This is a genomic window from Pseudomonas sp. NPDC085632 (genome assembly GCF_044541255.1).
GTDB lineage: Bacteria > Pseudomonadota > Gammaproteobacteria > Pseudomonadales > Pseudomonadaceae > Aquipseudomonas.
Map to the genome: position 1 here is coordinate 41172 of NZ_JBITSX010000022.1, position 23605 is coordinate 64776.

Sequence of the window (23605 nt, forward strand, 5' to 3'; positions counted from 1 at the left end):
TGGCTTGCCAGCGATTGCATTCTGTCAGTCAATATTGATGTTGGCTGACCCACCGCCATCGCTGGCAAGCCAGCTCCCACAGGGTTATTTGTTTTTCTCTGAATCGTTTGTTTGCCAATTTCCTTCGCGAGGTTTCACCGGATGAGAATCCTCGGCATCTTCTGCCTGCTCATGACCCTCGGCGGTTGCAGTTCGCTGTTGTTCTACCCCGAACCGGGCCAGATCTTCACACCGGAAAAAGCCAAACTCGAATACCGTACCGTCACGCTGGTGACAGCCGATGGCTTTAAGCTCAACGCCTGGTGGCTGCCGGCCAAACCCGGCGTCGAGGTCAAAGGCACCGTGCTGCACCTGCACGGTAACGGCGGCAATCTGCCGATGCACCTCGGCGGCAGTTGGTGGTTGCCAAAAAACGGCTATCAGGTGCTGTTGGTGGACTATCGCGGTTATGGCTTGTCCGAGGGCGAGCCGAGTTTGCCGGCGATCTATCAGGACATCGACGCCGCGTTCGCCTGGCTCGACAAGGCGCCGGAAGTCAAAGGCAAGCCATTGGTGTTGCTCGGCCAAAGCCTCGGCGGCTCGATGGCGGTGCATTGGCTGGTACAACATCCTGAAAGACAAAAGCAGCTCAAGGCTTTGGTACTCGACGGTGTACCCGCCAGTTACCGCAGCGTCGGCCAATACGCGCTCAGCACTTCGTGGCTGACCTGGCCATTTCAAGTGCCACTGTCGTGGCTGGTGCCGGACGGCGACAGCGCGATCAACTCGATGCCGCAACTCAACGGTGTGCCGAAGCTGATCTTCCACAGCCTCGACGATCCGCTGGTGCCGCTTTCCAACGGCATCCGCCTGTATCAAGCTGCGCCGCCACCACGTGTGCTGCAACTGACCCGTGGCGGTCATGTGCAGACCTTCGGCGACCCGGTATGGCGCCAAGTGATGCTGCGCTACCTCGACGATCCCGCGCATTTCAACGGCCTGCGCCGCCTCGGCGAAATCCCCAATTACCCGACACCCCCGAATTCTGAAGACGAGAGTCCGCAATGACTGAAGAACGCAACGCCATCCCGCTGATCATCACCGGTATCTGCAGCATCCTCGGCACCGTCGGGGCGCTGTGGTACTACGGCTACCTGCACTTCGCCAAACCCGAGGATGCGTTGCTGCTCAACGAATTCACCATGCTCAAGACTGTGCCGGGTGAGGATTACAAGGTCTCGCTGGACCCCGCGCCGCAGGTGGCGCAGTGCATCGATGGTGTGCTGGTGTTGTTTGATACCGAGCAGAAAGGCTTGACCGGTGTGCTGATCAACGCACAGAAGAAAGCGGTGCGTTGCATGGGTGAAGAGACCCCGCAGAAGCTGGAACAGTGATTCTGCAGGACCAGCCCTCACCCTAACCCTCTCCCAGAGGGAGAGGGGACTGACCGAGGTGTCTTTCGAGTTACGCCGACCTGACCCACCGAGTCGCACGCAAATGTGGAAAACACCCTAAATCGGCCCCCTCTCCCTCGGGAGAGGGCTGGGGTGAGGGGCTGCGATTTCAGCTCCCACAAAAAAGCCCCGCCGGACTGAGTCAGGCGGGGCTTTTGCGTTACAGCAGGGCGCTTAGTTCGAGCTGACCGCCGAACGTGGCATCACCGGCTGGTTGTCGTTGGAAATGGTCACTTCCACACGACGGTTCATCGCACGGCCAGACACGCTGCCGTTCTCGGCAACCGGGTATTCCTTGCCGTAGCCTTGGGTGACGATGCGCGCTGGATCAACGCCCATTTTCACCAGTGCGGTGCGCACGGAGTTGGCGCGACGCTCCGACAGCGACTGGTTGTGGCTGGCAGAACCGGTGCTGTCGGTGTAACCCTCGACGATCACTTTGCGATCCGGGTTTTCCTGAAGGAATTGCGCCAGTTTGTTGATGTTGACCAGACCGCTGGATTTCAGGTCGGCACGGTCGGTGGCGAACAGCACGTCACCGAAAGTCACCAGCGTACCGCGATCGGTCTGCTTGGCGTTCAGGCTGTCCTGCAGCTGTTTGATCTGCTGATCACGCGCGTCCAGACGCGCCTGGGCACGTTGGGCAGCGGCGTTCTTCAGGTTGTTTTCAGCGGTGCGCAGGGCGATGGTCTGCTTGGCCACTTCCACACGCTGGTTGGTCAGGTAGGCCAGCTGGTCAACCTTGGCCGCGTCTTGCTTGTCCAGGTAAGCCTTGTCGGCCTTGTCCAGGTAATCACTGGCGTCTTTGGTTTCCAGTGCCGCGACTTTGCTCGCTTGCGGGTTGGCTTGCAGACCCGAGTAGTTGGTGCGCGCGTTTTCCAGGTTCGGGTTAGGTGGGGTCGAGCAGGCAGCCAGAGCGACACTTGCGGCCAGAAGAGCTGGGATCATCAGTTGCTTACGCATAATTTTTCGTCCTTTCTATCGATAAAGTTTCAGCGTTGCGGTCGGGATGCGCGCTTACTGCACGGTGCGCTGACTTTCCTGACGCAGTTCCTGAACACCTTTCTGGGAATCCTTCACAGCCTGTTCGGCTTTAGCGGCCTGAGCCTTGCGTTCGGCGACGCGAGCGTCCCACTCGGCTTGCTCGGAGAGGGTGCGTGCTTCGTCATACTTCTTGTCGTGCATGGCGATTTCGGCTTGTTTCAGTTTGTCCTGCGCTTGCTTCATCTCAACGGCAGCAAACTCGGTACCGCCGGCGCTGACCGCGCTGTTCACCGCAGATTGAGTCACGGCGTATTGCTCGGTCGGTGGGTTACCGGCGCAACCGGCCAGCACGAAGCTGGTGCCGATGGCCAGGGCAGCCAGTTTCAGACCGCGCAGGTGGGTAAACGAGGTTTGGTTTTTCATGGTCTTCAACTCCATTAGGCATCTCCTGAAAACATCTGAATCCATCCTGGGCGAGGAGCCGAAAGCGACGTGTGAAAGCGCGTTTTTGAAACGCTCGTTCCAGGCGTGGTTACAAGTTCCGACCGGAGTGATTTTTCAAAAGTTCAGAAAAGATGGCCTATCGCCAAAATTATTTTTGACCGAATGGACAAGGCTCTAAAGCGGGAACTTTGGGGGAGTGAAACGGTACGCGCGGGAGAAAAAGGACGTAGTTCCTGAGGGAAATACAGTCCCTGTGGGAGCTGGCTTGCCAGCGATGATGCCGTCAGATTCAACACATCGGTGACTGAACTGACGCCATCGCTGGCAAGCCGGCTCCCACAGGTTTTGAGGTGTTAGAAGTTAATGTTTTTGCTTGCCTTCAACGGCCGAGAGGTCATGCAAATGCCGGCGCGACAGCGCCAGAAACCGCGGCGTAGGCCCAACATCCTCATACAACGGATCACCTTCCTCATCCGTCGCCACCACTGTCGAGCCCTTCACATACGGCAGGCTCGCTTCGAACTCTTCAAGGGCCGCGCCGATCAGTTCGCCGAGCAGTTCTTCGGCATGTCGTTTCGGGTACATCTCGGCGATCGCCGCCAAGCGCGCAGCGGCTTCAACGTCCAGATGAATCGTGTAGCCAGTGTCGGTCAGGCGACCCTTGGCGTTTTCTTCCCAATGCTGGGCGAGTTCACGAATTTTCATGATGACCTCATTTCGCGCCTGCTCATGGCAGGCCTGGGTGAGTGTCCGGCAGCGCCGGCGGCAAGCCGTTGTACGGCTTACTGTTGAGACTAGCTTTCGCCCACAAGGTTTAAAGTCCCTTCGTCGGCTGCTTGTAAGAAGCGGCGTAGAGCGGCACTCTCTAGGTCATGCACTCGTTTCTAAGCCGTCCGGATTACTGCTGGGGAATTGCTGATGACCGATATTGATGCACGCTTGCGCGAAGACGTTCACCTGCTCGGAGAGCTGTTGGGCAACACCATTCGAGACCAGTACGGCGAGGCATTTCTCGACAAGATCGAGCAGATCCGCAAGGGCGCCAAGGCCGACCGGCGTGGCTCGATGGACGCTGAACTGAGTGCCAGCCTCAATCAATTGAGCGAGGACGAATTGCTCCCGGTGGCGCGGGCGTTCAACCAGTTTCTCAATCTGGCGAACATCGCCGAGCAGTATCAGTTGATTCACCGGCGTGAAGAGTCGCAGCCGGCACCGTTCGAATCCCGGGTGTTGCCGGAATTGCTGGCCCGTTTGCGCAACGAAGGCCACAGCGCCGAATCGCTGGCCCGGCAACTGGCGCGGCTGGAAATCGAACTGGTGCTGACCGCACACCCGACCGAAGTCGCGCGACGCACGCTGATCCAGAAGTACGATGCGATCGCCGGGCAACTCGCCGCGCAGGACCATCGCGACCTGACTTCAGCCGAACGCGAACAGATTCAAAACACCCTGCAACGCTTGATCGCCGAAGCCTGGCACACCGAAGAAATCCGCCGCACACGACCGACACCGGTTGATGAGGCCAAGTGGGGTTTCGCGGTGATCGAGCATTCGCTGTGGCAAGCGATCCCCAACCATATGCGCAGGGCTGACAAGGCTTTGCATGAAGCGACCGGCCTGCGTCTACCATTGGAAGCCGCGCCGATTCGCTTCGCCTCGTGGATGGGCGGCGACCGTGACGGCAACCCCAATGTCACCGCCGCAGTAACCCGCGAAGTGTTGCTGCTGGCGCGCTGGATGGCCGCCGATTTGTACCTGCGCGACGTCGACCATCTCGCCGCCGAACTGTCGATGCAGCAGGCCAGTGATGCCCTCAAAGCCAAGGCCGGCGACAGTGCCGAACCCTATCGCGCGGTGCTCAAACAACTGCGCGAACGCTTGCGTGCCACGCGCAACTGGGCACACGCCGCGCTGACCGCACCGACCCCGGCGCCGGCTGATGTGCTGAGCAACAATCGCGACCTGCTCGATCCGCTGGAGCTGTGTTTCAACTCGCTGCACGAGTGCGGCATGGGCGTGATCGCTGACGGCCCGCTGCTCGATTGCTTGCGCAGGGCGGTAACCTTCGGCCTGTTCCTCGTGCGCCTCGATGTGCGCCAGGATTCGTCACGACACAGCTCGGCGATGACGGAAATCACCGATTACCTTGGTCTCGGTCGCTATGAAGATTGGGACGAAGAACAGCGCATCGCGTTCCTCACTCGCGAACTGAGCAATCGCCGGCCACTGCTGCCGGCACATTTCAAACCGTCGGCCGACACCGCCGAAGTGCTCAACACCTGCAAGGAAATCGCTGCCGCACCGGGCGCTTCGCTCGGCTCTTACGTGATCTCCATGGCCGGCGCCGCTTCCGATGTGCTCGCCGTGCAACTGCTGCTCAAAGAGTCCGGCGTGCTGCGGCCGATGCGCGTGGTGCCGCTGTTCGAAACCCTCGCCGACCTCGACAACGCCGGGCCGGTGATGGAGCGGCTGTTGCTGCTGCCGGGTTATCGCGCACGGCTGCAAGGCCCGCAGGAAGTGATGATCGGTTATTCCGACTCGGCCAAGGACGCTGGCACCACGGCGGCGGCCTGGGCGCAATATCGGGCGCAGGAACGTTTGGTGGAAATCTGCCGCGAGCAGCAAGTTGAATTGCTGTTGTTCCATGGCCGCGGCGGCACTGTGGGCCGCGGTGGTGGCCCGGCCCACGCGGCGATTCTGTCGCAGCCACCGGGATCGGTGGCGGGGCGCTTCCGTACCACCGAGCAGGGCGAAATGATTCGCTTCAAATTCGGCCTGCCGGACATCGCCGAGCAAAACCTCAATCTGTATCTCGCCGCCGTGCTGGAAGCGACGTTGTTGCCGCCGCCGCCACCGACGCCTGAGTGGCGTCATCTGATGGACGAATTGGCCGCCGACGGTGTCAACGCTTACCGCCAGGTGGTGCGGGAAAATCCGCAGTTCGTCGAGTATTTCCGTCAGTCCACACCGGAGCAGGAATTGGGCCGTTTGCCGCTCGGCAGTCGTCCGGCCAAGCGTCGCGCCGGCGGCATCGAAAGCCTGCGGGCGATCCCGTGGATCTTTGGCTGGACGCAAACGCGGCTGATGCTGCCAGCGTGGCTCGGCTGGGAGTCGGCGCTGAGCAAAGCACTGGAGCGCGGCGAAGGCGAATTGCTCGGGCAGATGCGCGAGCAATGGCCGTTCTTCCGTACGCGCATCGACATGCTGGAAATGGTCCTGGCCAAGGCTGATGCGGACATCGCACTGTCCTACGATCAGCGTCTGGTCGAGCCGGATCTGCTGCCGTTGGGCGCGCAGTTACGCGACCTATTGTCGCAGGCGTGCGCGGTGGTGCTCGGCCTGACTGGCCAGTCGCAGCTGCTGGCACATAGCCCTGACACCCTCGAATTCATCCGTCTGCGCAACACCTACCTCGATCCGTTGCATCTATTGCAGGCCGAATTGCTGGCCCGTTCGCGACAGCAAGATGTCGAGCAGGGCAGCCCGGTGGAACAGGCGTTGCTGGTGTCTGTGGCGGGTATTGCCGCCGGTTTGCGAAATACCGGCTAACGTTTTTCTCGTGGCGCGCGCCACCGGACACAAACGCCGGATGCCGCTTTGCCTGACGAGGGGAAGTGCCGCCAGGCGACAGTTAATGATGGGGTTGCGACTTGGGTTACCGCGTCGCAAGGTCGCGGGGGGCGTCGGTTTCTCCGACTTTTGGCGTCTTGTGTGGGCGCAGCCTGCTGTGTATCTTGATCAGCCTTTGGCCGTTTGTGCGGCCACGACCCGTATTTTCAGGATTCGTCCCAAGAGGCGAATCCTTTGTTTTGTAAAAGCTTTTTATAAAAAAATTGAGGAGCACATCTAATGCGCGTCATTCTGCTGGGAGCTCCCGGGGCCGGTAAAGGTACTCAGGCTAAGTTCATCACCGAAAAATTCGGCATTCCACAAATTTCCACTGGCGACATGCTGCGTGCAGCGGTCAAGGCCGGTACTCCGCTGGGCGTGCAAGCCAAGAGCATCATGGATGCCGGCGGCCTGGTGTCGGATGACCTGATCATCGCTCTGGTTCAGGACCGTATCGCTCAGCCGGACTGCGCCAACGGTTTCCTGTTCGACGGCTTCCCGCGCACCATTCCGCAGGCTGAAGCTCTGGTAACTGCCGGCGTTGAGCTGGATGCGGTCGTTGAAATCGCTGTTGAAGACGAAGAAATCGTTCAACGCATCGCCGGTCGTCGTGTTCACGAAGCCAGCGGCCGCGTTTACCACATCGTCTACAACCCGCCGAAAATCGCTGGCAAAGACGACATCACCGGCGAAGAACTGGTACAGCGCAAGGACGACACCGAAGAAACCGTGCGTCATCGCCTGTCGGTCTACCATTCGCAGACCAAGCCGCTGGTGGAGTTCTATCAGAACCTGTCCGCGAAAAACGCTGGCAAGCCGAAGTACAGCCACATTCCTGGCGTTGGCTCGGTAGAAGCCATCACCGCCAAGGTGCTTGAAGCGCTGAGCTGAGAAGTCTGAACGGCAGCATCATCCACGGCCCGCTTGCGGGCCGTAGTTGTTTATACTGACGCACTTTTTCCCACCCCTGTTTTGGAAACATCGATGAGCACCTTGCTGGCCCTGGACACCGCGACTGAAGCTTGCTCCGTTGCCTTGCTGCATGACGGCAAGGTCACGAGCCATTACGAGGTGATCCCGCGCCTGCATGCGCAGAAGCTGCTGCCGATGATCCAGCAATTGCTGGCCGACGCCGGCACTACGCTGCAAGCGCTCGATGCCATTGCCTTCGGTCGCGGCCCGGGTGCGTTTACCGGGGTGCGGATCGCCATTGGTGTGGTGCAGGGTCTGGCGTTCGCACTGGATCGTCCGGTGTTGCCAGTGTCCAACCTCGCGGTGCTGGCCCAGCGTGCCTATCGCGAACATGGCGTGAGCCAGGTCGCGGCGGCCATCGATGCGCGGATGGATGAAGTGTATTGGGGCTGCTATCGCGAGACGGCGGGGGAGATGCGCCTTGTGGGTGCCGAAGCGGTGTTGCCACCAGAAGTCGCGGCGTTGCCGGCCGATGCCAGTGGCGACTGGTTCGGTGCCGGCACCGGTTGGGGTTATGCCGAGCGCATTGCCGTCAATCTGAGCGGTTCCGACGCCGGTATGCTGCCCCACGCCGAAGACCTGCTGACCCTTGCGCGCTTCGCCTGGGAGCGCGGCGAGTCGATCCCGGCGGACGACGCACAACCGGTTTACCTGCGCGATAAAGTCGCCACCCCCAAGGTTCGCTGAGCCTTTAAAAGATCGCAGCCTGCGGCAGCTCCTACAGGGACCACATTCCAAACGTAGGAGCTGCCGAAGGCTGCGATCTTTTGATTTTCAAAACACCAATCGTCAGTTTCTAACCCCGCGCTTTAAACCTTTTGCGCTTTATGTGTTCTAGTTATCACTCGGCGGTTTGCTAAGTCGGTCAAGTGCCGCTAAATTGCCATCATCGATACCGAGCATGAAATTATGCGTATAGACGGCCTTTCCTCTCAGTCCTACCCCATCAAGCGCAAGCCTCGCAAAGGCAATGTGGCGCTGGATGAATCCGTCGACGATATCGACGGCGAGCTGGAATTCCCGACTGAAGAGCAACTGGCTGCCCGTGCTGCCGCCAAAGCTGCCGCGCAACGCCTGAGCAATCTGCCCGCCCGCCAACAAGACATGATCTACCACCGTGCGATGAAAAAAAGCGTAGCGATGGCTTTGGCCAGCTACCTGAGCACCGCCGGTTTTGTTGATTGGGATGCAGACGTGCTGGGCCTCGATCTGTACATCTGATGGATCTGCCTTACTACCTCGGTTGCCCGTCCTGGAGCGAAAACGCCTGGCGCGAGTATCTGTATCCGGTCGACGCCAAAACTTCTGATTTCCTCGGTCTCTATTCCCAAGTATTCAATGCCGTTGAAGGCAACACGACCTTTTACGCCAGCCCGTCGCCTGCCACCGTGCAGCGTTGGGCCGAAGTCATGCCCGAGCACTTTCGCTTCACCGCCAAATTCCCCGGCGACATCAGCCACAGCGGCGATCTGCGCGAGCAACTGACCGCCGCCGAAACCTTCCTGCAATTACTCAAGCCTCTCGGGCAGCGTGTTTCGCCGCTGTGGCTGCAACTGTCGAAAAGCTTCACGCCGCATCGGCTGCCGGAACTGGCGGCGTTCATTGATGCGCTGGATTGCCCGCTGGCAGTGGAAGTGCGCCATGAACAGTTCTTCGCCAAGGGTGAAAGCGAACGTCTGCTCAATCGCCTGCTGCTGGACCGTGGCGTTGAGCGTATTTGTCTCGATCCGCGTGCGTTGTTCAGTTGCCTGTCGACCGAGTCTTCGGTCATCCACGCGCAATCGAAAAAGCCGCGAGTGCCGACGCGTCCGGCGGCGTTCACCCAGTTTCCGCAAGTGCGCTTCATTGGCCATCCCGAGCTTGAAGCCAACGATACGTTCCTGGTGCCGTGGGTGGCGAAAATCGCCGAGTGGATCGAAGAGGGCCGTACGCCTTACATCTTCCTGCACACCGCCGACAACTTGCTGGCGGCGAAGCTGGCGCAACGTTTTCATGCACAACTGATGCAACGTTTGCCTGGCTTGCCGTCCCTGCCTGAGCTATACAGAGAACCCGCCGCCGAGCAACTTGGCCTGCTCTGAGGCGGTTTTTTTTCCTGCCCCGGAGCCTGCCGATGGACGCGCAAACCGTTAGAGCCCACGCCTTCAAAGCGCTGCATGAACGTGCGCAAGTTTTCGTCATTCCCAATCCGTGGGATGCAGGTTCGGCGAAGATGCTCGCCAGCCTCGGCTATCAGGCTCTGGCAACGACCAGCGCCGGTTATGCGTTTTCCCAAGGCAAGGCTGATGGCGCGTTGAGTCTTGACGAGACCTTGGCCAACGTCCGCGCGATTGTCGCCGCGACAGATTTGCCGGTGGCGGTGGATCTGGAAAACGGTTTCGCCGATGACCCGGCCGAATCTGCAAAAAGTTTGATCCGTGCAGCCGAGGCGGGCGCCGTCGGTGGCTCGATCGAAGACGCCACCGGCCGGCCAGACGCACCGATCTATTGCTTCGAACACGCCGTGGCACGTATTGAAGCGGCCGTCGCGGCGGTGCGCACGCTGCCATTTCCCTTCATCCTCACCGCGCGTGCGGAAAACTATCTGCACGGCAATCCCGACATCAACGACACCATTCGCCGCTTGCAGGCCTTCGCCGAGGCCGGGGCCGACGTGTTGTACGCGCCAGGTTTGCGCAACGCCGAAGAAGTGCTGGCGGTGGTGCGCGCCGTGGCGCCGAAACCGGTCAATGTGCTGATGTCCGGCGGCTTGAAACTGACCGTGCAGGAACTGCAAGACATGGGTGTGCGGCGGATCAGCACCGGTTCGGCCTTGGCGTTGGCGGCATTTGGAGGGTTCTTCCGCGCCGCAGAAGAGATCCAGCAATCGGGCACCTTCGGCTTTACCTCGCAGTCGATGCCGTACGCCAAGGCTAATCAATTCTTCAAGGGCTGAGCATGGGGCGATGGATTGCACTCACTGTGCTGCTGATCACCGGCGGCGCCTTGATCAGTGTCTGGCGCGGTTGGCTGGATGTGCCGGCGCAATGGAATCCTTGGGCACCACTGGACGTGAAAGCCGCGCCCAACTGGCTGACCGGCTACAAGCTGATGCGCTTGCGCAGTGATCCTGAACTCTGCGCCCAGGCATTGAGCAGCTCCGATCTGCGCGTTACACGTCAATCCGACAGTCCTGACGCCAAGTGCCCGCTGATCGGCGCCCTTCGTGTGCAGGGCGGTGAGGTGCCGTTGAGCAGCAGTTTCCTCGCCAGTTGTCCGCTGGCGGTGGCCTACGCGATGTTTGAACACCACACCCTGCAACCCGCCGCACAATCCGTTTACGGGCAAAAGGTCGCGCGGGTTGATCACCTCGGCAGCTTCGCCTGTCGCAATATCTACAATCGCGAAAGCGGCGCGCTCAGCCGCCACGCCAGTGCCGATGCATTGGACATTGCCGGTTTTCGTCTCGCCGACGGCCGCCGCATCAGCGTGCTCAAGGACTGGTCAAGGCAGAATCAGGACGCGCAATTTCTGCATCAGGTGCGCGACGGCGCCTGTGAGGCGTTCAGTGTGGTGTTGAGCCCGGATTACAACGCCGCCCATCGCAATCACTTTCATGTCGATGTCGGGCGCTGGAGCGTGTGTCGCTGAGGCTTAAGCGGCGAGGCGCAGGTTCTGCAGCACGATCGGGCGCGCCCAGCCGTTATCGAAGTCCAGTGCCTTCTGTTGCTCGACGATTTCTTCCGGCGGGAACGGCGGGTAAGGTTTTTGCAGCAGGTCCAGATCGAATTCGGCAATCGGCAGGTACAGCGGTTTCTTCTGCGGTGCCGGGCCAGGTTCTGGTGTTGGCTGGCCGTTGTTGATCACGACCGGTCGCACCCAGCTACTGTCGAAATCCTGTTGCTCTTGTTGAGCCTTGAGTTCTTCAGGCGGGAACGGGGGGAATGGCTTGTCCAGCAGATCCATTTCGAATTCGGCGATCGGCAGGAACAGCGGCTCCGGCGGACGCACTTCGGTTTCGACCACATCACATTCGCGCTGGCTGACGATGTGTGCGTGCAGCTCGCTGCCGACGGTGGGCTCTTCAGGGCTGCTCAGGTCAACCGGCGGAAACGTGCCGCAGGCAGGCACCACTTCACTCGTCTGTTCGGCCAGCGCCTGGGCAAAGAAATCCTGCCACAGGTGACTGACGCCGCTCAGTGCTTGAGTGTTGTGACGGCTAAAGTCGCCATGGGGCGAGATGTAGCCAATCGATGTGGGAAGAATGCCTGACATTTTTTTCGGTTGACGCTCAGCTCTGGCAAAATGCGCGTTGAATGAGTTATCGGCGGTTTTTGCCGCTCCTTGAATTTTTGAGCGTGTTTTCCATGATTGAGCAACCCGCGGCCTGCCGCATCCATGTTCAGGCCCTCGGCCCTACGTTTGAAGCGCAAGCCGGGCAGTGGGCCGAGCGCTTGGGCCTGCCGCTTGAAGTGGCGGATGGCGAGTTTGCCTTGCAGGTCGGCGAGCAGGGTTTGCAGCTGCAACAGCTCGGTCCGGACGCACCGGGGCCGGTGCGGGTCGACTTTGTTGAGGGTGGCGCGGCGCATCGTCGTTTATACGGAGGCGGCAGCGGGCAGATGATCGCCAAGGCTGTCGGCGTCGCCCAAGGCGTGCGTCCGCGCGTGCTGGATGCGACGGCGGGGTTGGGCAAGGATGCGTTTGTGCTGGCCAGTCTTGGTTGCGAGATGAGCCTGATCGAGCGTCAGCCGTTGATTGGCGCGCTGCTGGAGGATGGTCTGGCGCGGGCGGCGGAAGATTTCGATGTGGCGCCGATTGTGGCGCGGATGACGTTGCTCAAGGGCAATTCCATCGAGGTCATGCAGAACTGGGAAGGCGAGCCGCCGCAGGTGATCTACCTCGACCCCATGTTTCCACATCGCGATAAGACCGCGCTGGTGAAGAAGGAAATGCGCCTGTTCCGGCCGTTGGTGGGCGATGATCCGGACGCGCCGGCGTTGCTCGAAGCCGCGTTGGCGCTGGCGACGCACCGGGTGGTGGTCAAGCGGCCGCGCAAGGCTCCGTGCATTGAAGGGCCGAAACCGAGTCATGCGCTGGATGGCAAATCCAGCCGCTATGACATTTATCCGAAGAAAGCACTCAAGCCTTAAACCGAGTCGCCCCCATCGCTGGCAAGGCAGTTCCCACAAGGTTCAGCGGTGTGCACACGATTTGTGATCACATCCAAGTCCTTGTGGAAGCTGGCAAGCCAGCTCCAACAGAGTACAGCGGTGTGCACACGATTTGTGATCATACCCAAACCCTTGTGGGAGCTGGCTTGCCAGCGATGGCGTCAGCGCCAACACCGCAGAAATCAGGGCTTGTACGCCCGCATAAACAGCCCCACCACTTCCTGAATATGGCTCTCCGCAGCCTCTTCGCTCAACGGCTCCCCACAGCCATACAGCAACCGAAAATTCCCCGCGCCTTTGATCAGGCAAAAGAAATGCTCGGCCGCATTGCGCGGCAGGTCGATGCTCAGCGCGCCGCTGTCATGGATTTGCGTCAGCAGTCGCTCCATGCCCTGCACCATGCGCTGCGGTCCCGCCTCGAAGAAGATCAGCGACAGCTTCGGATCCTGCACCCCCAGCGCCATGATCAAGCGGTGCAGATTCACCGATTCATCGCTGTTGATCAGGTGATGAAAGCCTCGGGCAATGTTCAGCAACACATTTTCCACGGCGATGCCTTCGGGCAATTCGAAGAACAGCGGCGGTAATTGCTCCTCGCACTTGGCCACCACTGCGGAGGAGAACAGCGTTTCCTTGTCGTTGAAATGGCTGTAGACCGTCAGCTTCGACACGCCAGCCTCGCTGGCGACCGCGTCCATGCTGGTGTTGGCGTAGCCATGACTCAGAAACAGAATTTTCGCCGCGTCGAGGATCGCCTGGCGCTTGGCCAGATCCTTGGGGCGGCCCGGGCCGTTTGGAGCTGAAGGATTGTTCGACATTCTTCGCTTTTAATACTGGACTGGTGAGTTTGCTATTAATAACATACCCGCCAGTATAATTATTCCAAGCACCATTAGCGAAAGGTCCGTCACCATGTTCCGCCATGCGTTGTCCCTCGCGTTGCCAGTGAGTCTGGCGTTCCTTTTGTCAGCATGCGGTCAGGAAGAGGCGACGCAAGTCACCGTGCGCCCGGCCATGGTGGTGCAGCCAGAGCCTTCGGCACAGGCGATGGAAAGTTATCCGGGCGAGGTGCGCGCCCGCTACGAACCCGATCTCGCGTTCCGCATTGGCGGCAAAGTCAGCCGACGACTGGTCGACGAAGGTCAGCGAGTGAAGGCCGATCAGCCGCTCGCCGAACTCGATCCGCAGGATGTGCGCCTGCAACTGGAAGCCACCCGCGCCCAGGTTGCCGCCGCCGAAGCCAATCTCAATCTGGTCCGCGCCGAGCGTGATCGCTACAAGACCTTGATGGACCGGCAGATGGTCAGCCGCTCGGCTTACGACAACGCCGAAAACCTTTACCGTTCCGGTGAAGCCCGCCTCAAACAAATCAAAGCTGAATTCAACGTCTCGACCAATCAGGCCAGTTACGCCGTGTTGCGTGCGCCGCAGGATGGCGTGGTGGCCAAGCGTTCGGTCGAGGTGGGGCAGGTCGTCGCCGCCGGGCAAACGGTGTTTACCCTCGCCACCGACGGCGAGCGCGAAGTGCTGATCAGCTTGCCGGAGCAGAGTTTCGGCCGCTTCAAGGTCGGTCAGCCAGTGACGGTCGAACTGTGGACGCAACAGAATCAGCGCTTCGCCGGACAGATCCGCGAACTGTCGCCCGCCGCCGATCCACGCTCGCGCACCTTCGCTGCACGTATTTCCTTCACTGGTGGCAAAGTCCCGGCCGAACTGGGCCAGAGCGCCCGGGTGTTTGTGCAATCGGCCGATAGCGTTTCGCTGTCGGTGCCGCTCTCGGCACTCACTGCCGAAAACGGCGCGACCTATGTGTGGGTCGTCAACGGCAACAACACCTTGAAGAAAACCCCGGTGCGTGTCGGCCCGTTCGGTGAGAAAAGCGTGCCGGTGCTCGAAGGCTTGAACGCCAGCGACTGGGTGGTGGCTGCCGGCGTGCATGTGTTGCTCGAAGGGCAGCAGGTGCGGCCGGTGGATCGCTCCAACCGTGTGGTCAATCTGGCGGACAAGGAGTAAGCCCCGATGCGCTTCAACCTTTCCGAATGGGCGCTGCGTAATCGCCAGATCGTACTGTTCCTGATGCTTTTGCTGGCCATCGTCGGTGCGTTGTCCTACACCAAACTCGGCCAGAGTGAAGACCCGCCGTTTACCTTCAAGGCCATGGTGATTCAAACCCGTTGGCCGGGGGCGACCGCGCAGGAAGTCTCGCGGCAGGTCACCGAACGCATCGAAAAGAAACTGATGGAAACCGGTGAGTACGAACGCATCGTGTCGTTCTCGCGCCCCGGCGAATCGCAGGTCACGTTCATTGCCCGCGATTCGATGCACTCCAAGGAGATTCCCGACCTCTGGTATCAGGTGCGCAAGAAGGTCAGTGATATTCGCCAGACCTTGCCGCCGGATATTCAGGGGCCGTTTTTCAACGATGAATTCGGCACCACGTTCGGCAATATCTATGCGCTGACCGGCGACGGTTTCGATTACGCGGTGCTCAAGGATTACGCCGATCGCATCCAGATCCAGCTGCAACGGGTCAAGGATGTCGGCAAGGTCGACCTGCTCGGTTTGCAGGACGAGAAGATCTGGGTCGAGTTGTCCAACGTCAAACTGGCGACCCTCGGCTTGCCACTGGCAGCGGTGCAACAAGCGCTGCAAGAGCAGAACGCGGTGTCGACCGCCGGGTTCTTTGAAACCGGTAGCGAGCGTTTGCAGCTACGGGTCTCGGGGAATTTTCAGACGGTCGAGGAGATAAAAAACTTCCCGATCCGCGTCGGTGATCGTACGTTCCGCATCTCCGATGTCGCTGATGTGCGTCGCGGTTTCAACGATCCACCGGCACCGCGCATGCGCTTCATGGGCGAAGACGCAATCGGTCTGGCGGTGGCAATGAAGGATGGCGGCGACATTCTGGTGCTGGGTAAGGCGCTGGAAGGCGAGTTCTCGCGCATCCAGAAAAACCTTCCGGCCGGCATGCAACTGCGCAAGGTTTCCGATCAGCCGGCGGCGGTGAAAACCGGGGTCGGCGAGTTCGTCCAGGTGCTGGTCGAAGCGTTGGCGATTGTCTTGCTGGTGAGCTTCTTCTCCCTCGGCGTGCGCACCGGCATGGTCGTGGCGCTGACCATTCCGCTGGTGCTGGCGATGACCTTCGCCTGCATGTATTACCTCGGCATCGGCCTGCACAAGATCTCCCTTGGCGCGTTGGTGTTGGCGCTGGGCTTGCTGGTGGACGACGCGATCATCGCCGTGGAAATGATGGCGATCAAAATGGAGCAGGGCTTCGACCGTATCCGCGCGGCGAGCTACGCCTGGACCAGTACCGCGTTCCCGATGCTCACCGGTACGTTGATCACCGCCGCCGGGTTCCTGCCGATTGCCACGGCGCAGTCCGGGACTGGCGAATACACCCGCTCGATCTTCCAGGTGGTGACCATCGCGTTGCTCGCATCCTGGGTCGCGGCGGTGATGTTCGTGCCGTATCTGGGGGAAAAACTCCTGCCGGATCTGGCGAAAATTCATGCGGCCAAACATGGCACTGGCGATGGTCAGCCAGATCCGTATGGCACGCCGTTCTATCAGCGGGTGCGACGGCTGGTGGAGTGGTGCGTGGCGCACCGCAAGACCGTGATTGTGTTGACGGTGGGGCTGTTTATCGCCTCGGTGATGTTGTTCCGTTTCGTCCCGCAGCAGTTTTTCCCGGCCTCTAATCGGCTTGAGTTGATGGTCGATCTGAAACTGGCTGAAGGCGCTTCTCTGGCCAATACCACCGGTGAGGTCAAACGACTGGAAGCGATGCTCAAGGAGCATGCCGGCATCGACAATTACGTCGCTTATGTCGGCACCGGATCGCCGCGTTTCTATCTGCCGCTCGATCAGCAATTGCCGGCGGCCAGCTTCGCCCAGTTTGTGGTGTTGGCGAAGAACATCGAGGAGCGTGAGGCGCTGCGCAGCTGGTTGATTGAAACGCTTAACGAGCAATTCCCGGCGCTGCGTTCGCGGGTTACGCGTCTGGAAAACGGTCCGCCGGTTGGTTATCCGGTGCAGTTCCGCGTGACCGGTGAACACATCGAAGAAGTTCGCGCGCTGGCGCGTAAAGTGGCGGCCAAGGTTCGCGAGAATCCGCACGTGGTCAATGTACATCTGGATTGGGAAGAGCCGAGCAAGGTGGTCTACCTGAACATCGATCAGGATCGTGCCCGGGCGTTGGGTGTGAGCACGGCCAATCTAGCGAAATTCCTGCAGAGCTCGTTGACCGGCTCGAGTGTCAGTCAGTATCGCGAAGACAACGAATTGATCGAGATTCTGCTGCGCGGCACGGTGCATGAGCGCACTGAGTTGTCGTTGTTGCCGAGTCTGGCGGTGCCGACGGATAACGGCCGCAGTGTGGCGTTGTCGCAGATTGCCACGCTGGAATATGGCTTTGAGGAAGGGATTATCTGGCATCGTAATCGCCTGCCGAACGTGACCGTGCGTGCCGATATTTATGGCAAGGAGCAGCCGGCGACGCTGGTCAAGCAGATCATGCCGACGCTGGATTCGATTCGCGCCGAGTTGCCCGATGGTTATCTGTTGGATGTCGGCGGTACGGTGGAGGATTCCGAGCGTGGGCAGAAGTCGGTGAATGCCGGGGTGCCGATGTTCATCGTGGTGGTGCTGACTCTGCTGATGGTGCAGTTGCGCAGTTTTTCGCGCACGGCGATGGTGTTTTTGACGGCACCGTTGGGCTTGATCGGGGTGACGTTGTTTTTGATGGTGTTCCGTCAGCCGTTCGGGTTTGTGGCGATGTTGGGGACGATCGCGCTGTCCGGGATGATCATGCGTAATTCGGTGATTCTGGTGGATCAGATCGAGCAGGATATTGCTTCGGGGCTTAAGCCTTGGCAGGCGATTATCGAGGCTACGGTTCGACGCTTCAGGCCGATTGTGTTGACGGCGTTGGCGGCGGTGCTGGCGATGATTCCGTTGTCGCGGAGTGTGTTTTTCGGGCCGATGGCGGTGGCGATCATGGGGGGGTTGATTGTTGCTACCGCGCTGACGCTGTTGTTTTTGCCGGCGTTGTATGCGGCCTGGTTCCGGGTGCGTAAGGACGCTTGATTGTTTTGTGACGTGGCGGCCTTCGGGCCGACCATGTTCTTGGGGTTTGGGTGAATATCCGTTTCTGCGGGCGCTGCCGCTGGCGGTTTCGCTTTTACAGCGAGTCCCTTTGGCAAACGCCGGAGTGCCGGCCCAGCCCAAAGGAACCAAAGGTCTGTGCCCTGACGTTCGGCCCGCTCGCTGGGGCTCGGGGTTCCTTCGCTCCGGGATCGATCCGGGGGCATCGCTTCCGGTTTGCTTCGCTGCACCTCCTTTCGATGTGTTCGACTTCGTCGAACGGCGCTGCGCGCCTACCCCCGGATCAATCCCTCCACTCAGCCTGCCGACGGGCCTTCAGATCAAGATCAAAAGCCGCAGCCGAGCTAACGCTCATCCTGTTGAGTGGTGAGAAGCGAAGCGGGGGGAGGTGTTTGCGGTTTGCTTTGGTTTTTTTGTGGGAGTCTGGCTTGCCAGCGATGGCGGCCTGCCAGCCGAGCAATCTTCTGTCTGATGCACTCAATCCAATTGTAGGAGCGAGCCTGCTCGCGAAGGCGGCCTGGGAGCCGACCAGTCTCTAGCTGACTATCCATAACCCGCTCTGCCTCCGCCACTTCCTACATCTTTTTCAGAAACCTCCGATATTGAGCCTCGGTGTCTCGGATGCTGTACTCCAGCCTCAGCTTTCCAGCTTTCCAGCTTTCCTGAGTTTGTCTTGATGAAAAAGCCGCCAGCATTGAAAGGCAGAACCGATCCGGTGTTCGACTTGTTGGTGCGCCCGCCCCACAAGCATCGTCTGTTGGATTATCTTGCGCTGCTTAAGCCGCTCGATGATCAAGGTCGTTATCTGCCATTTGAAGCGTTGCGTTATCGCTGGGCGCCAGGGCTGGATGCCAAACTCTGTTGGGCCTTGGTCAAGAAGGCCCGGGCTGCCCAGCACATCAACCTTCTGCCGCTGGGCGATCCGGTGCAGTGGGGCAAGTATCTGTTGACGCCGTTGGCTCAGAAGACCCTCTCCATTGTCGATTGCCAGGCCAGTACGGCCGCACTGGAGTACATGACCAGCCAGATCGGCGAACGGGCACATTTCAGTTATCTGCTTAACGATTTGATCGAAGATGAAGCCATCGCCAGCAGTCAACTGGAAGGCGCTGCGACGACTACGCGCGCGGCCAAGGACATGCTCAAACACCAGCGCCAGCCTCGTACTCCTGATGAACGTATGGTGATGGGTAATTACCGGATGATGAATTTTGCCTGGGAGAAACGTTACGAACCCGTGAGCGTGGATTTGATCGCAGCGATTCATCGGGTGGGGGTCGAGGGCATCGATGACGGGCAGTATTCCCCCGGAGTGTTCAGGAACAATGACGAAGTGGTCGTTCAGGATGGGGCGGGCAACACCGTGCACCGGCCACCACCAGCAGCAGGATTGGTGTCGCGGCTGGAGCGACTGTCGCACTGGATCAATTTGCCCGACGGCTCACCGCAAGAGACGAGCTATCTGCATCCGCTGATCAAGGCGATCACGCTGCATTTTGCCTTGGGCTACGAACATCCCTTTCGCGACGGCAATGGGCGAGTCGCCAGGGCGTTGTTTTACTGGTTCATGTTCAAGAACGAGTTTGCCGCGTTTCGCTACATAGCGATCAGTTTGTTACTGCGTAATGCACCGGTGAAATATGGACGCTCATACCTGCACAGCGAGGCGGATGAGCTGGATCTGACTTATTTCATCGAGTTCCAGTGTTCGGTGATCCAGCGAGCGGTGCTCGGTTTTACCGATGTTTACCGCAAGAGCGTGGCCTACACCGAAGCGTTCGAGCGCTGGCTGGCGAATTCTGGCTACTTCGATCAGATGACGGAAAAACAGCGCGCGGTGTATCAGGCGGCAAAAAGCGGGGAGGCGAAGGAGTTCACAGCGAGCAATGTGGCTGAGAATTTTGCTTGCTCGTATAGCGAGGCGATGTCGGCACTAGACGGATTAGACGAGTTGCGGGTTTTTGAACGAAGGAAGATGGGGCGGGAGTGGGTGTTCTTTTTACGTAATCCTGTCGGTGCATGGAAGCACGGGAGCGAATTCCTTCGCCCCCCTGTTGTGACAGCTTAAAGCGTGCCGAACACCTTCTTCGCCAGACTGGTCGCCGCAGCGGCCGGGTTCTGGCGGATGGTTTCTTCCTGTTTGCCGATCATCTCGAACAAGCCATTGAGCGCCTGTTCGGTGACGTAGTTCTCGACATTGGCGCTCTTCGCATCCACCACGCCAAACGCAGCAGCCTGACCAGCGAACGAGTTGTACTTCTGCGCCACGCCAACCTTGTCGGTCGCCTGTTTGACGATCGGCAGGAACTTGGCGCGGATCTGTTCGCGGCTGGATTTGTCGAGGTATTGCGTGGCCGAGTCATTGCCGCCGCTGAGGATGCCTTTGGCGTCTGCCACGCTCATTTTCTTCACGGCGTCGACGAGGATTGGCTGGGCCTGGGTCACGGCGGATTCGGCAGCCTTGTTCATCGCGGTTTCCAGTTCTTCAACCTGAGCGCCCATGCCGAAGGCTTTCATTTTGCTCGCGGCTTTGCCGAGTTTGCCCGGCAGCTCGATCTTCACGTCCGGGTTGTTGCTGAAACCGCCGGGGGTGCCGAGTTGTTTGACGGCGATTTGTGCGCCTTGGGTCAGGGCATCCTTTAGGCCGCCGGTGGCGTCTTTTTGCGACAGGTCACTGAGCGACAGCGCCAGCGCGCTGGCGGAGATCATCAGGCCTGCACACAGACCGGCGAAGCGAAGGGTAGGGCGGAGCATGGCGGCTTCCTTGTTGCGGAAAAGGGCTGCGGAAATGAATTAACGAATGGCGTCGACGCGGATTTTCAGCGGCTGCGGGTCGTTACCGTCGAGTTGCACGGCATGGTTTTCGGTGGTGATGAACATCAGTTCGCCGTTGACTTCAATGCGCGCGCTGACCGAGTAGCGGTGGCCGGGTTTGACCTGCGCCGGATCGTAGCTCAAGTGGAAGGGCAGCGGCACCTGGCCTTTGACCGGGCCTTCCTGCTGGTCCAGAACGACGGCTGGTGCATCGGCCAGGGAGACGTCTTGCAAGCTGACGCTGAGGGTTGCGCTCGGTGGCAGGGCGATGCGCTGCAGGTAGAACACTTCACCGTCGAGGCCGACCTTGCCGGCAGGTGTGGTCAATTGGCAGGCGCTGAGCAGTGTGGCGGCGGCAAGCAGGGTGAGTTTTTTCATCGGACGTTCTCCTTTCAATGTGGGAGCGAGCTTGCTCGCGAAAGCGGTACTTCAGTCACTGAGATGTCGACTGACACTCCACCTTCGCGAGCAAGCTCACTCCCACCAGGTTTGCATCAGGTCTCGGGTTGGGCGACGACCTGATCTGCAGCATCTTCACTGCGATGCAGCGCGACCTGACGGATCGACAAGCGAATCTCCGCCGGCAACACGCGTTTGGCCGCACCTTCGGCGAGTTCGCCGAGCAGCTCGTGATAACTCAGTTTGCCGGCCTCGTCGCGACGCAGCACGTCGAGGTCGAGCAGGGTCTGGATAAAGTGGCGGAACAGGCTCTTGTCGAAGAACTCCGGGGCGTTGAGGCCGTGGAGGATCGACAGGCGTTGAGCCATGACCGTGCAGAGGTCTTCCAGTTCTTCGGCGCTGATGCTGTTCTGGCCGCTGTTGAGCAGCAAGGACACGGTCATGTAAAAGCGCTGCAAGGTCTGGGCGATGCTCTTCGACAGTAGCGTCAGCAGGACGAAATGTCGCGAGCTTGGCGCCGGACGCAGGTACACATCCTTCTCGAAACGCAGCAAACCTTGCTCGACGAACGCTTCCAGCCACTGATCGACCACACCGTCCAGTTCGTCCAGCGTCCAGCGAATGAACAGCTCCGATTGCAGGTACGGATACAGCGCGCGGGTGTAGCGCAGGATCTGTTCGCGGCTCATGCGCGAAGCGCTCTGGAAGAAGCTCGCCAGCAGCGCCGGCAACGCGAAGATGTGCAGCACGTTGTTGCGGTAGTAGGTCATCAGGACGGCGTTCTGCTCGTCCAGATAAAGAATCTTGCCCAGCGCGTCGTTCTGCTCGGCGAGCAGATCCATGTCTTTCACATGCTCGATCAGCGCGCGGCCGTCGCCTTCCGGCAAGGTGGTGTGCGGCGAGTACGGGACTTTGCGCAGCAGCGCCAGGTACAGATCCAGCACGCGAGCCATGGCGCGATCGTCCAGCGCCAGACGTGTGGTCGACAGCAGCGCCAGCGCCACCAGATTGACCGGGTTGATCGCCGCCGCTTCGTTCAAATGCTGCGCGACTTTCTCGCCGAGGCGGTTAGTGGTTTCGTTGAGCCATGCCGGCTTGTACTGCGGGCCGAGTTCCTGCTGGCGCCAGTCCGGTTGCTCGGCGTCGAGGAATTCTGCGAGTTTGATCGGCTCGCCGAAGTTCACCGCGACCTGACCGAAGCGCTGCTTGAGCGCGCCGATGACTTTGAAGATGTCGAAGATCGATTCTTTCTTCTTGCTCGCGCCGCGCAGTTCGCCGAGGTAGGTGCGACCCTCCAGCACACGCTCATAACCGATGTACACCGGCACAAACACGATCGGCATGCGCGACGAACGCAGGAAGCTGCGCAGGGTGATCGCGAGCATCCCGGTTTTCGGTTGCAGCATGCGCCCGGTACGCGAGCGACCGCCCTCGACGAAGTACTCGACCGGGAAGCCTTTGGTGAACAGGGTATGCAGGTATTCGTTGAACACCGAGGTGTACAGCGGATTGCCCTTGAACGTGCGGCGCATGAAAAACGCACCGCCACGGCGCAGCAGGCTGCCGATCACCGGCATGTTCAGGTTGATCCCTGCGGCGATGTGCGGCGGGGTCAGGCCGTTGCGGAACAGCAAATACGACAGCAACAGGTAGTCGATGTGGCTGCGGTGGCACGGCACGTAGATCACTTCGTGACCCTGCGCGACTTTCTGCACGCCTTCGATGTGGTTGACCTTGATGCCGTCGTAGATCTTGTTCCAGAACCAACTCAACACCACTTCAAGGAAACGGATCGCGGTGTAGGTGTAGTCCGAGGCGATCTCGTTGCCGTAGCGCAGGGCCTGGGCCTTGGCTTTCTCCGGGGAGATGTTTTCGCGCTCGGCTTCGTCGAGGATCGCTTGCTTGACCAGCGGCTGATTGAGCAGGCCTTTGACCAGATTTCGACGGTGGGAAATGTCCGGGCCGATCACCGCTGCTTTGAGATTGCGGAAGTGCACGCGCAGGATTCGCTGGGCCATGCGCACGGTGCGTTCGTGGCCCTTGTTGTGCTCGATCAGTTCGCGTAGATGAATCGGCGCGGAGAACTGCACGCGGGTCTTGCGGCCGAGGACGATGATGCTCAGCAGACGACGCAAACGCCCGGTGACCGCCCAGCTGTCGGCGAACAACAGCTTCCACGGACTGTTTTCGCTGTCCGGCGATTGGCCCCAGAACACGCTGACCGGGATGATCTGCGCGTCTTCGGCGGCGTTCTGGGTGAGGGCGCTGACCAGTCGGGTCAGGGTCGGCGGCGCACCGCGTTTGTCTTGGCGCCCGAGCCAGTCGGGATCCGGCGTCAGGTAGAAAAACGCTGCCGGCTCGATCAGCGAACCCACCGACACCGGCAGCACCGGACGCGGCAGGCCGGCCTTGGTGCACTCGGTGTCGAGCACGGCCAGATCGGTCAGTGAAGGGTTTTGCAGGACGTAGAACACCGGACGACTGCGGTCGAGGTTGAGAGTGAACGACGACTGGTTGATCGTCTCCGAGCGAACCCAGAGGTACAACAGTCGGCGCAAGGTGCCAAACACAAGACGGCGGAACGGGGAACGGGTCATACGGCTTCTGCGTGAGTGAATAAACCGAGCGGCTGCTCGGGAGGGCGATAGTGTGCCGTATTCACCGAAAATCGGCAAAAAAGCGGCGAAGTAATCT

At 60.0% G+C, this 23605-nt stretch carries 21 protein-coding genes; 13 read left to right on the forward strand and 8 right to left on the reverse strand.

What is annotated here, in order from left to right; all coding sequences use genetic code 11:
* Positions 1–141: 141 nt before the first annotated feature.
* Positions 142–1047: an alpha/beta hydrolase gene (locus tag ACIF4X_RS15835; protein WP_397482855.1), complete on the forward strand. Its 906-nt coding sequence runs from the start codon at positions 142–144 to the stop codon at positions 1045–1047.
* Positions 1044–1373, forward strand: a complete 330-nt coding sequence (locus ACIF4X_RS15840; protein WP_034154859.1) for a hypothetical protein — start codon at positions 1044–1046, stop codon at positions 1371–1373. Before ACIF4X_RS15835 ends, ACIF4X_RS15840 begins: the two co-directional genes overlap by 4 nt.
* A 234-nt stretch (positions 1374–1607) precedes the next feature.
* On the opposite strand, the gene ACIF4X_RS15845 is transcribed toward ACIF4X_RS15840, so the two are convergent.
* From ACIF4X_RS15845 to ACIF4X_RS15855, 3 genes are all read right to left on the reverse strand, one after another.
* Complete coding sequence (locus ACIF4X_RS15845) at positions 1608–2396, reverse strand: OmpA family protein (RefSeq protein WP_397482856.1); 789 nt, start codon at positions 2394–2396, stop codon at positions 1608–1610.
* Between the two features lie 54 nt (positions 2397–2450).
* Positions 2451–2855, reverse strand: coding sequence for a DUF4398 domain-containing protein (locus tag ACIF4X_RS15850; protein ID WP_034154861.1), 405 nt, complete (start codon positions 2853–2855; stop codon positions 2451–2453).
* Between the two features lie 366 nt (positions 2856–3221).
* Positions 3222–3566: a hypothetical protein gene (locus tag ACIF4X_RS15855; RefSeq protein WP_016983304.1), complete on the reverse strand. Its 345-nt coding sequence runs from the start codon at positions 3564–3566 to the stop codon at positions 3222–3224.
* Between the two features lie 213 nt (positions 3567–3779).
* Here ACIF4X_RS15855 and ppc point away from each other — a divergent pair, with 213 nt between their 5' ends.
* The 7 genes from ppc to ACIF4X_RS15890 all read left to right on the forward strand — a co-directional run bounded on the left by ppc (position 3780) and on the right by ACIF4X_RS15890 (position 11072).
* Positions 3780–6410, forward strand: a complete 2631-nt coding sequence (gene ppc / locus ACIF4X_RS15860) for a phosphoenolpyruvate carboxylase (RefSeq protein WP_397482857.1) — start codon at positions 3780–3782, stop codon at positions 6408–6410.
* Positions 6411–6710: 300 nt separating this feature from the next.
* On the forward strand, positions 6711–7361 hold the full coding sequence (adk, locus tag ACIF4X_RS15865; RefSeq protein ID WP_397482858.1) for an adenylate kinase: 651 nt from the start codon (positions 6711–6713) through the stop codon (positions 7359–7361).
* Positions 7362–7454: 93 nt separating this feature from the next.
* Positions 7455–8129, forward strand: a complete 675-nt coding sequence (gene tsaB, locus ACIF4X_RS15870) for a tRNA (adenosine(37)-N6)-threonylcarbamoyltransferase complex dimerization subunit type 1 TsaB (protein ID WP_397482859.1) — start codon at positions 7455–7457, stop codon at positions 8127–8129.
* A gap of 222 nt (positions 8130–8351) precedes the next feature.
* Entirely contained in the window at positions 8352–8663 is a 312-nt protein-coding gene (locus ACIF4X_RS15875; RefSeq protein ID WP_122609625.1) for a hypothetical protein, read from the forward strand.
* Entirely contained in the window at positions 8663–9523 is an 861-nt protein-coding gene (locus ACIF4X_RS15880; RefSeq protein ID WP_397482860.1) for a DUF72 domain-containing protein, read from the forward strand. The genes ACIF4X_RS15875 and ACIF4X_RS15880 overlap by 1 nt, the downstream gene beginning before the upstream one ends.
* 32 nt (positions 9524–9555) lie before the next feature.
* Positions 9556–10377, forward strand: a complete 822-nt coding sequence (locus ACIF4X_RS15885; protein ID WP_397482861.1) for an oxaloacetate decarboxylase — start codon at positions 9556–9558, stop codon at positions 10375–10377.
* Positions 10378–10379: 2 nt separating this feature from the next.
* Positions 10380–11072: an extensin family protein gene (locus ACIF4X_RS15890; RefSeq protein WP_397482862.1), complete on the forward strand. Its 693-nt coding sequence runs from the start codon at positions 10380–10382 to the stop codon at positions 11070–11072.
* Between the two features lie 3 nt (positions 11073–11075).
* Here ACIF4X_RS15890 and ACIF4X_RS15895 read toward each other — a convergent pair whose 3' ends face one another.
* Positions 11076–11696 (reverse strand): energy transducer TonB, encoded by a 621-nt coding sequence (locus ACIF4X_RS15895; protein WP_397482863.1) that lies wholly within the window; start codon positions 11694–11696, stop codon positions 11076–11078.
* Positions 11697–11788: 92 nt separating this feature from the next.
* On the opposite strand from ACIF4X_RS15895, the gene ACIF4X_RS15900 reads away from it, so the two are divergent.
* Entirely contained in the window at positions 11789–12571 is a 783-nt protein-coding gene (locus ACIF4X_RS15900; protein ID WP_397482864.1) for a class I SAM-dependent methyltransferase, read from the forward strand.
* Positions 12572–12774: 203 nt separating this feature from the next.
* On the opposite strand, the gene ACIF4X_RS15905 is transcribed toward ACIF4X_RS15900, so the two are convergent.
* Entirely contained in the window at positions 12775–13410 is a 636-nt protein-coding gene (locus tag ACIF4X_RS15905; protein WP_397482865.1) for a TetR/AcrR family transcriptional regulator, read from the reverse strand.
* 94 nt (positions 13411–13504) lie between these two features.
* Between ACIF4X_RS15905 and ACIF4X_RS15910 the strand changes: the two genes are divergently transcribed.
* The 3 genes from ACIF4X_RS15910 to ACIF4X_RS15920 all read left to right on the forward strand — a co-directional run bounded on the left by ACIF4X_RS15910 (position 13505) and on the right by ACIF4X_RS15920 (position 19766).
* Positions 13505–14605 carry an efflux RND transporter periplasmic adaptor subunit gene (locus ACIF4X_RS15910; RefSeq protein ID WP_160056179.1) on the forward strand — a complete coding sequence of 367 codons (1101 nt, stop codon included), beginning with the start codon at positions 13505–13507 and terminating at the stop codon, positions 14603–14605.
* Between the two features lie 6 nt (positions 14606–14611).
* A complete protein-coding gene (locus ACIF4X_RS15915) occupies positions 14612–17680 on the forward strand; it encodes an efflux RND transporter permease subunit (protein WP_397482866.1) in 3069 nt (1022 codons plus the stop codon).
* A gap of 694 nt (positions 17681–18374) precedes the next feature.
* Positions 18375–19766, forward strand: coding sequence for a Fic family protein (locus tag ACIF4X_RS15920; RefSeq protein ID WP_397482867.1), 1392 nt, complete (start codon positions 18375–18377; stop codon positions 19764–19766).
* Here ACIF4X_RS15920 and ACIF4X_RS15925 read toward each other — a convergent pair.
* The 3 genes from ACIF4X_RS15925 to plsB form a co-directional block, all read right to left on the reverse strand.
* Positions 19763–20452: a DUF4197 domain-containing protein gene (locus ACIF4X_RS15925; RefSeq protein ID WP_397482868.1), complete on the reverse strand. Its 690-nt coding sequence runs from the start codon at positions 20450–20452 to the stop codon at positions 19763–19765. The two genes, ACIF4X_RS15920 and ACIF4X_RS15925, sit on opposite strands and share 4 nt — an antisense overlap.
* Before the next feature lie 39 nt (positions 20453–20491).
* Positions 20492–20890, reverse strand: coding sequence for a YbaY family lipoprotein (locus ACIF4X_RS15930; RefSeq protein ID WP_397482869.1), 399 nt, complete (start codon positions 20888–20890; stop codon positions 20492–20494).
* Between the two features lie 116 nt (positions 20891–21006).
* Positions 21007–23508 carry a glycerol-3-phosphate 1-O-acyltransferase PlsB gene (plsB, locus tag ACIF4X_RS15935; protein ID WP_095119305.1) on the reverse strand — a complete coding sequence of 834 codons (2502 nt, stop codon included), beginning with the start codon at positions 23506–23508 and terminating at the stop codon, positions 21007–21009.
* Positions 23509–23605: the final 97 nt, after the last annotated feature.

Bases quoted from the DNA above. Each gene is read 5' to 3' on its own strand.
- ACIF4X_RS15835 (WP_397482855.1), top strand. From the start codon at position 142: ATGAGAATCCTCGGCATCTTCTGCCTGCTCATGACCCTCGGCGGTTGC.
- ACIF4X_RS15840 (WP_034154859.1), top strand. From the start codon at position 1,044: ATGACTGAAGAACGCAACGCCATCCCGCTGATCATCACCGGTATCTGC.
- ACIF4X_RS15845 (WP_397482856.1), bottom strand. From the start codon at position 2,396: ATGCGTAAGCAACTGATGATCCCAGCTCTTCTGGCCGCAAGTGTCGCT.
- ACIF4X_RS15850 (WP_034154861.1), bottom strand. From the start codon at position 2,855: ATGGAGTTGAAGACCATGAAAAACCAAACCTCGTTTACCCACCTGCGC.
- ACIF4X_RS15855 (WP_016983304.1), bottom strand. From the start codon at position 3,566: ATGAAAATTCGTGAACTCGCCCAGCATTGGGAAGAAAACGCCAAGGGT.
- ppc (WP_397482857.1), top strand. From the start codon at position 3,780: ATGACCGATATTGATGCACGCTTGCGCGAAGACGTTCACCTGCTCGGA.
- adk (WP_397482858.1), top strand. From the start codon at position 6,711: ATGCGCGTCATTCTGCTGGGAGCTCCCGGGGCCGGTAAAGGTACTCAG.
- tsaB (WP_397482859.1), top strand. From the start codon at position 7,455: ATGAGCACCTTGCTGGCCCTGGACACCGCGACTGAAGCTTGCTCCGTT.
- ACIF4X_RS15875 (WP_122609625.1), top strand. From the start codon at position 8,352: ATGCGTATAGACGGCCTTTCCTCTCAGTCCTACCCCATCAAGCGCAAG.
- ACIF4X_RS15880 (WP_397482860.1), top strand. From the start codon at position 8,663: ATGGATCTGCCTTACTACCTCGGTTGCCCGTCCTGGAGCGAAAACGCC.
- ACIF4X_RS15885 (WP_397482861.1), top strand. From the start codon at position 9,556: ATGGACGCGCAAACCGTTAGAGCCCACGCCTTCAAAGCGCTGCATGAA.
- ACIF4X_RS15890 (WP_397482862.1), top strand. From the start codon at position 10,380: ATGGGGCGATGGATTGCACTCACTGTGCTGCTGATCACCGGCGGCGCC.
- ACIF4X_RS15895 (WP_397482863.1), bottom strand. From the start codon at position 11,696: ATGTCAGGCATTCTTCCCACATCGATTGGCTACATCTCGCCCCATGGC.
- ACIF4X_RS15900 (WP_397482864.1), top strand. From the start codon at position 11,789: ATGATTGAGCAACCCGCGGCCTGCCGCATCCATGTTCAGGCCCTCGGC.
- ACIF4X_RS15905 (WP_397482865.1), bottom strand. From the start codon at position 13,410: ATGTCGAACAATCCTTCAGCTCCAAACGGCCCGGGCCGCCCCAAGGAT.
- ACIF4X_RS15910 (WP_160056179.1), top strand. From the start codon at position 13,505: ATGTTCCGCCATGCGTTGTCCCTCGCGTTGCCAGTGAGTCTGGCGTTC.
- ACIF4X_RS15915 (WP_397482866.1), top strand. From the start codon at position 14,612: ATGCGCTTCAACCTTTCCGAATGGGCGCTGCGTAATCGCCAGATCGTA.
- ACIF4X_RS15920 (WP_397482867.1), top strand. From the start codon at position 18,375: ATGAAAAAGCCGCCAGCATTGAAAGGCAGAACCGATCCGGTGTTCGAC.
- ACIF4X_RS15925 (WP_397482868.1), bottom strand. From the start codon at position 20,452: ATGCTCCGCCCTACCCTTCGCTTCGCCGGTCTGTGTGCAGGCCTGATG.
- ACIF4X_RS15930 (WP_397482869.1), bottom strand. From the start codon at position 20,890: ATGAAAAAACTCACCCTGCTTGCCGCCGCCACACTGCTCAGCGCCTGC.
- plsB (WP_095119305.1), bottom strand. From the start codon at position 23,508: ATGACCCGTTCCCCGTTCCGCCGTCTTGTGTTTGGCACCTTGCGCCGA.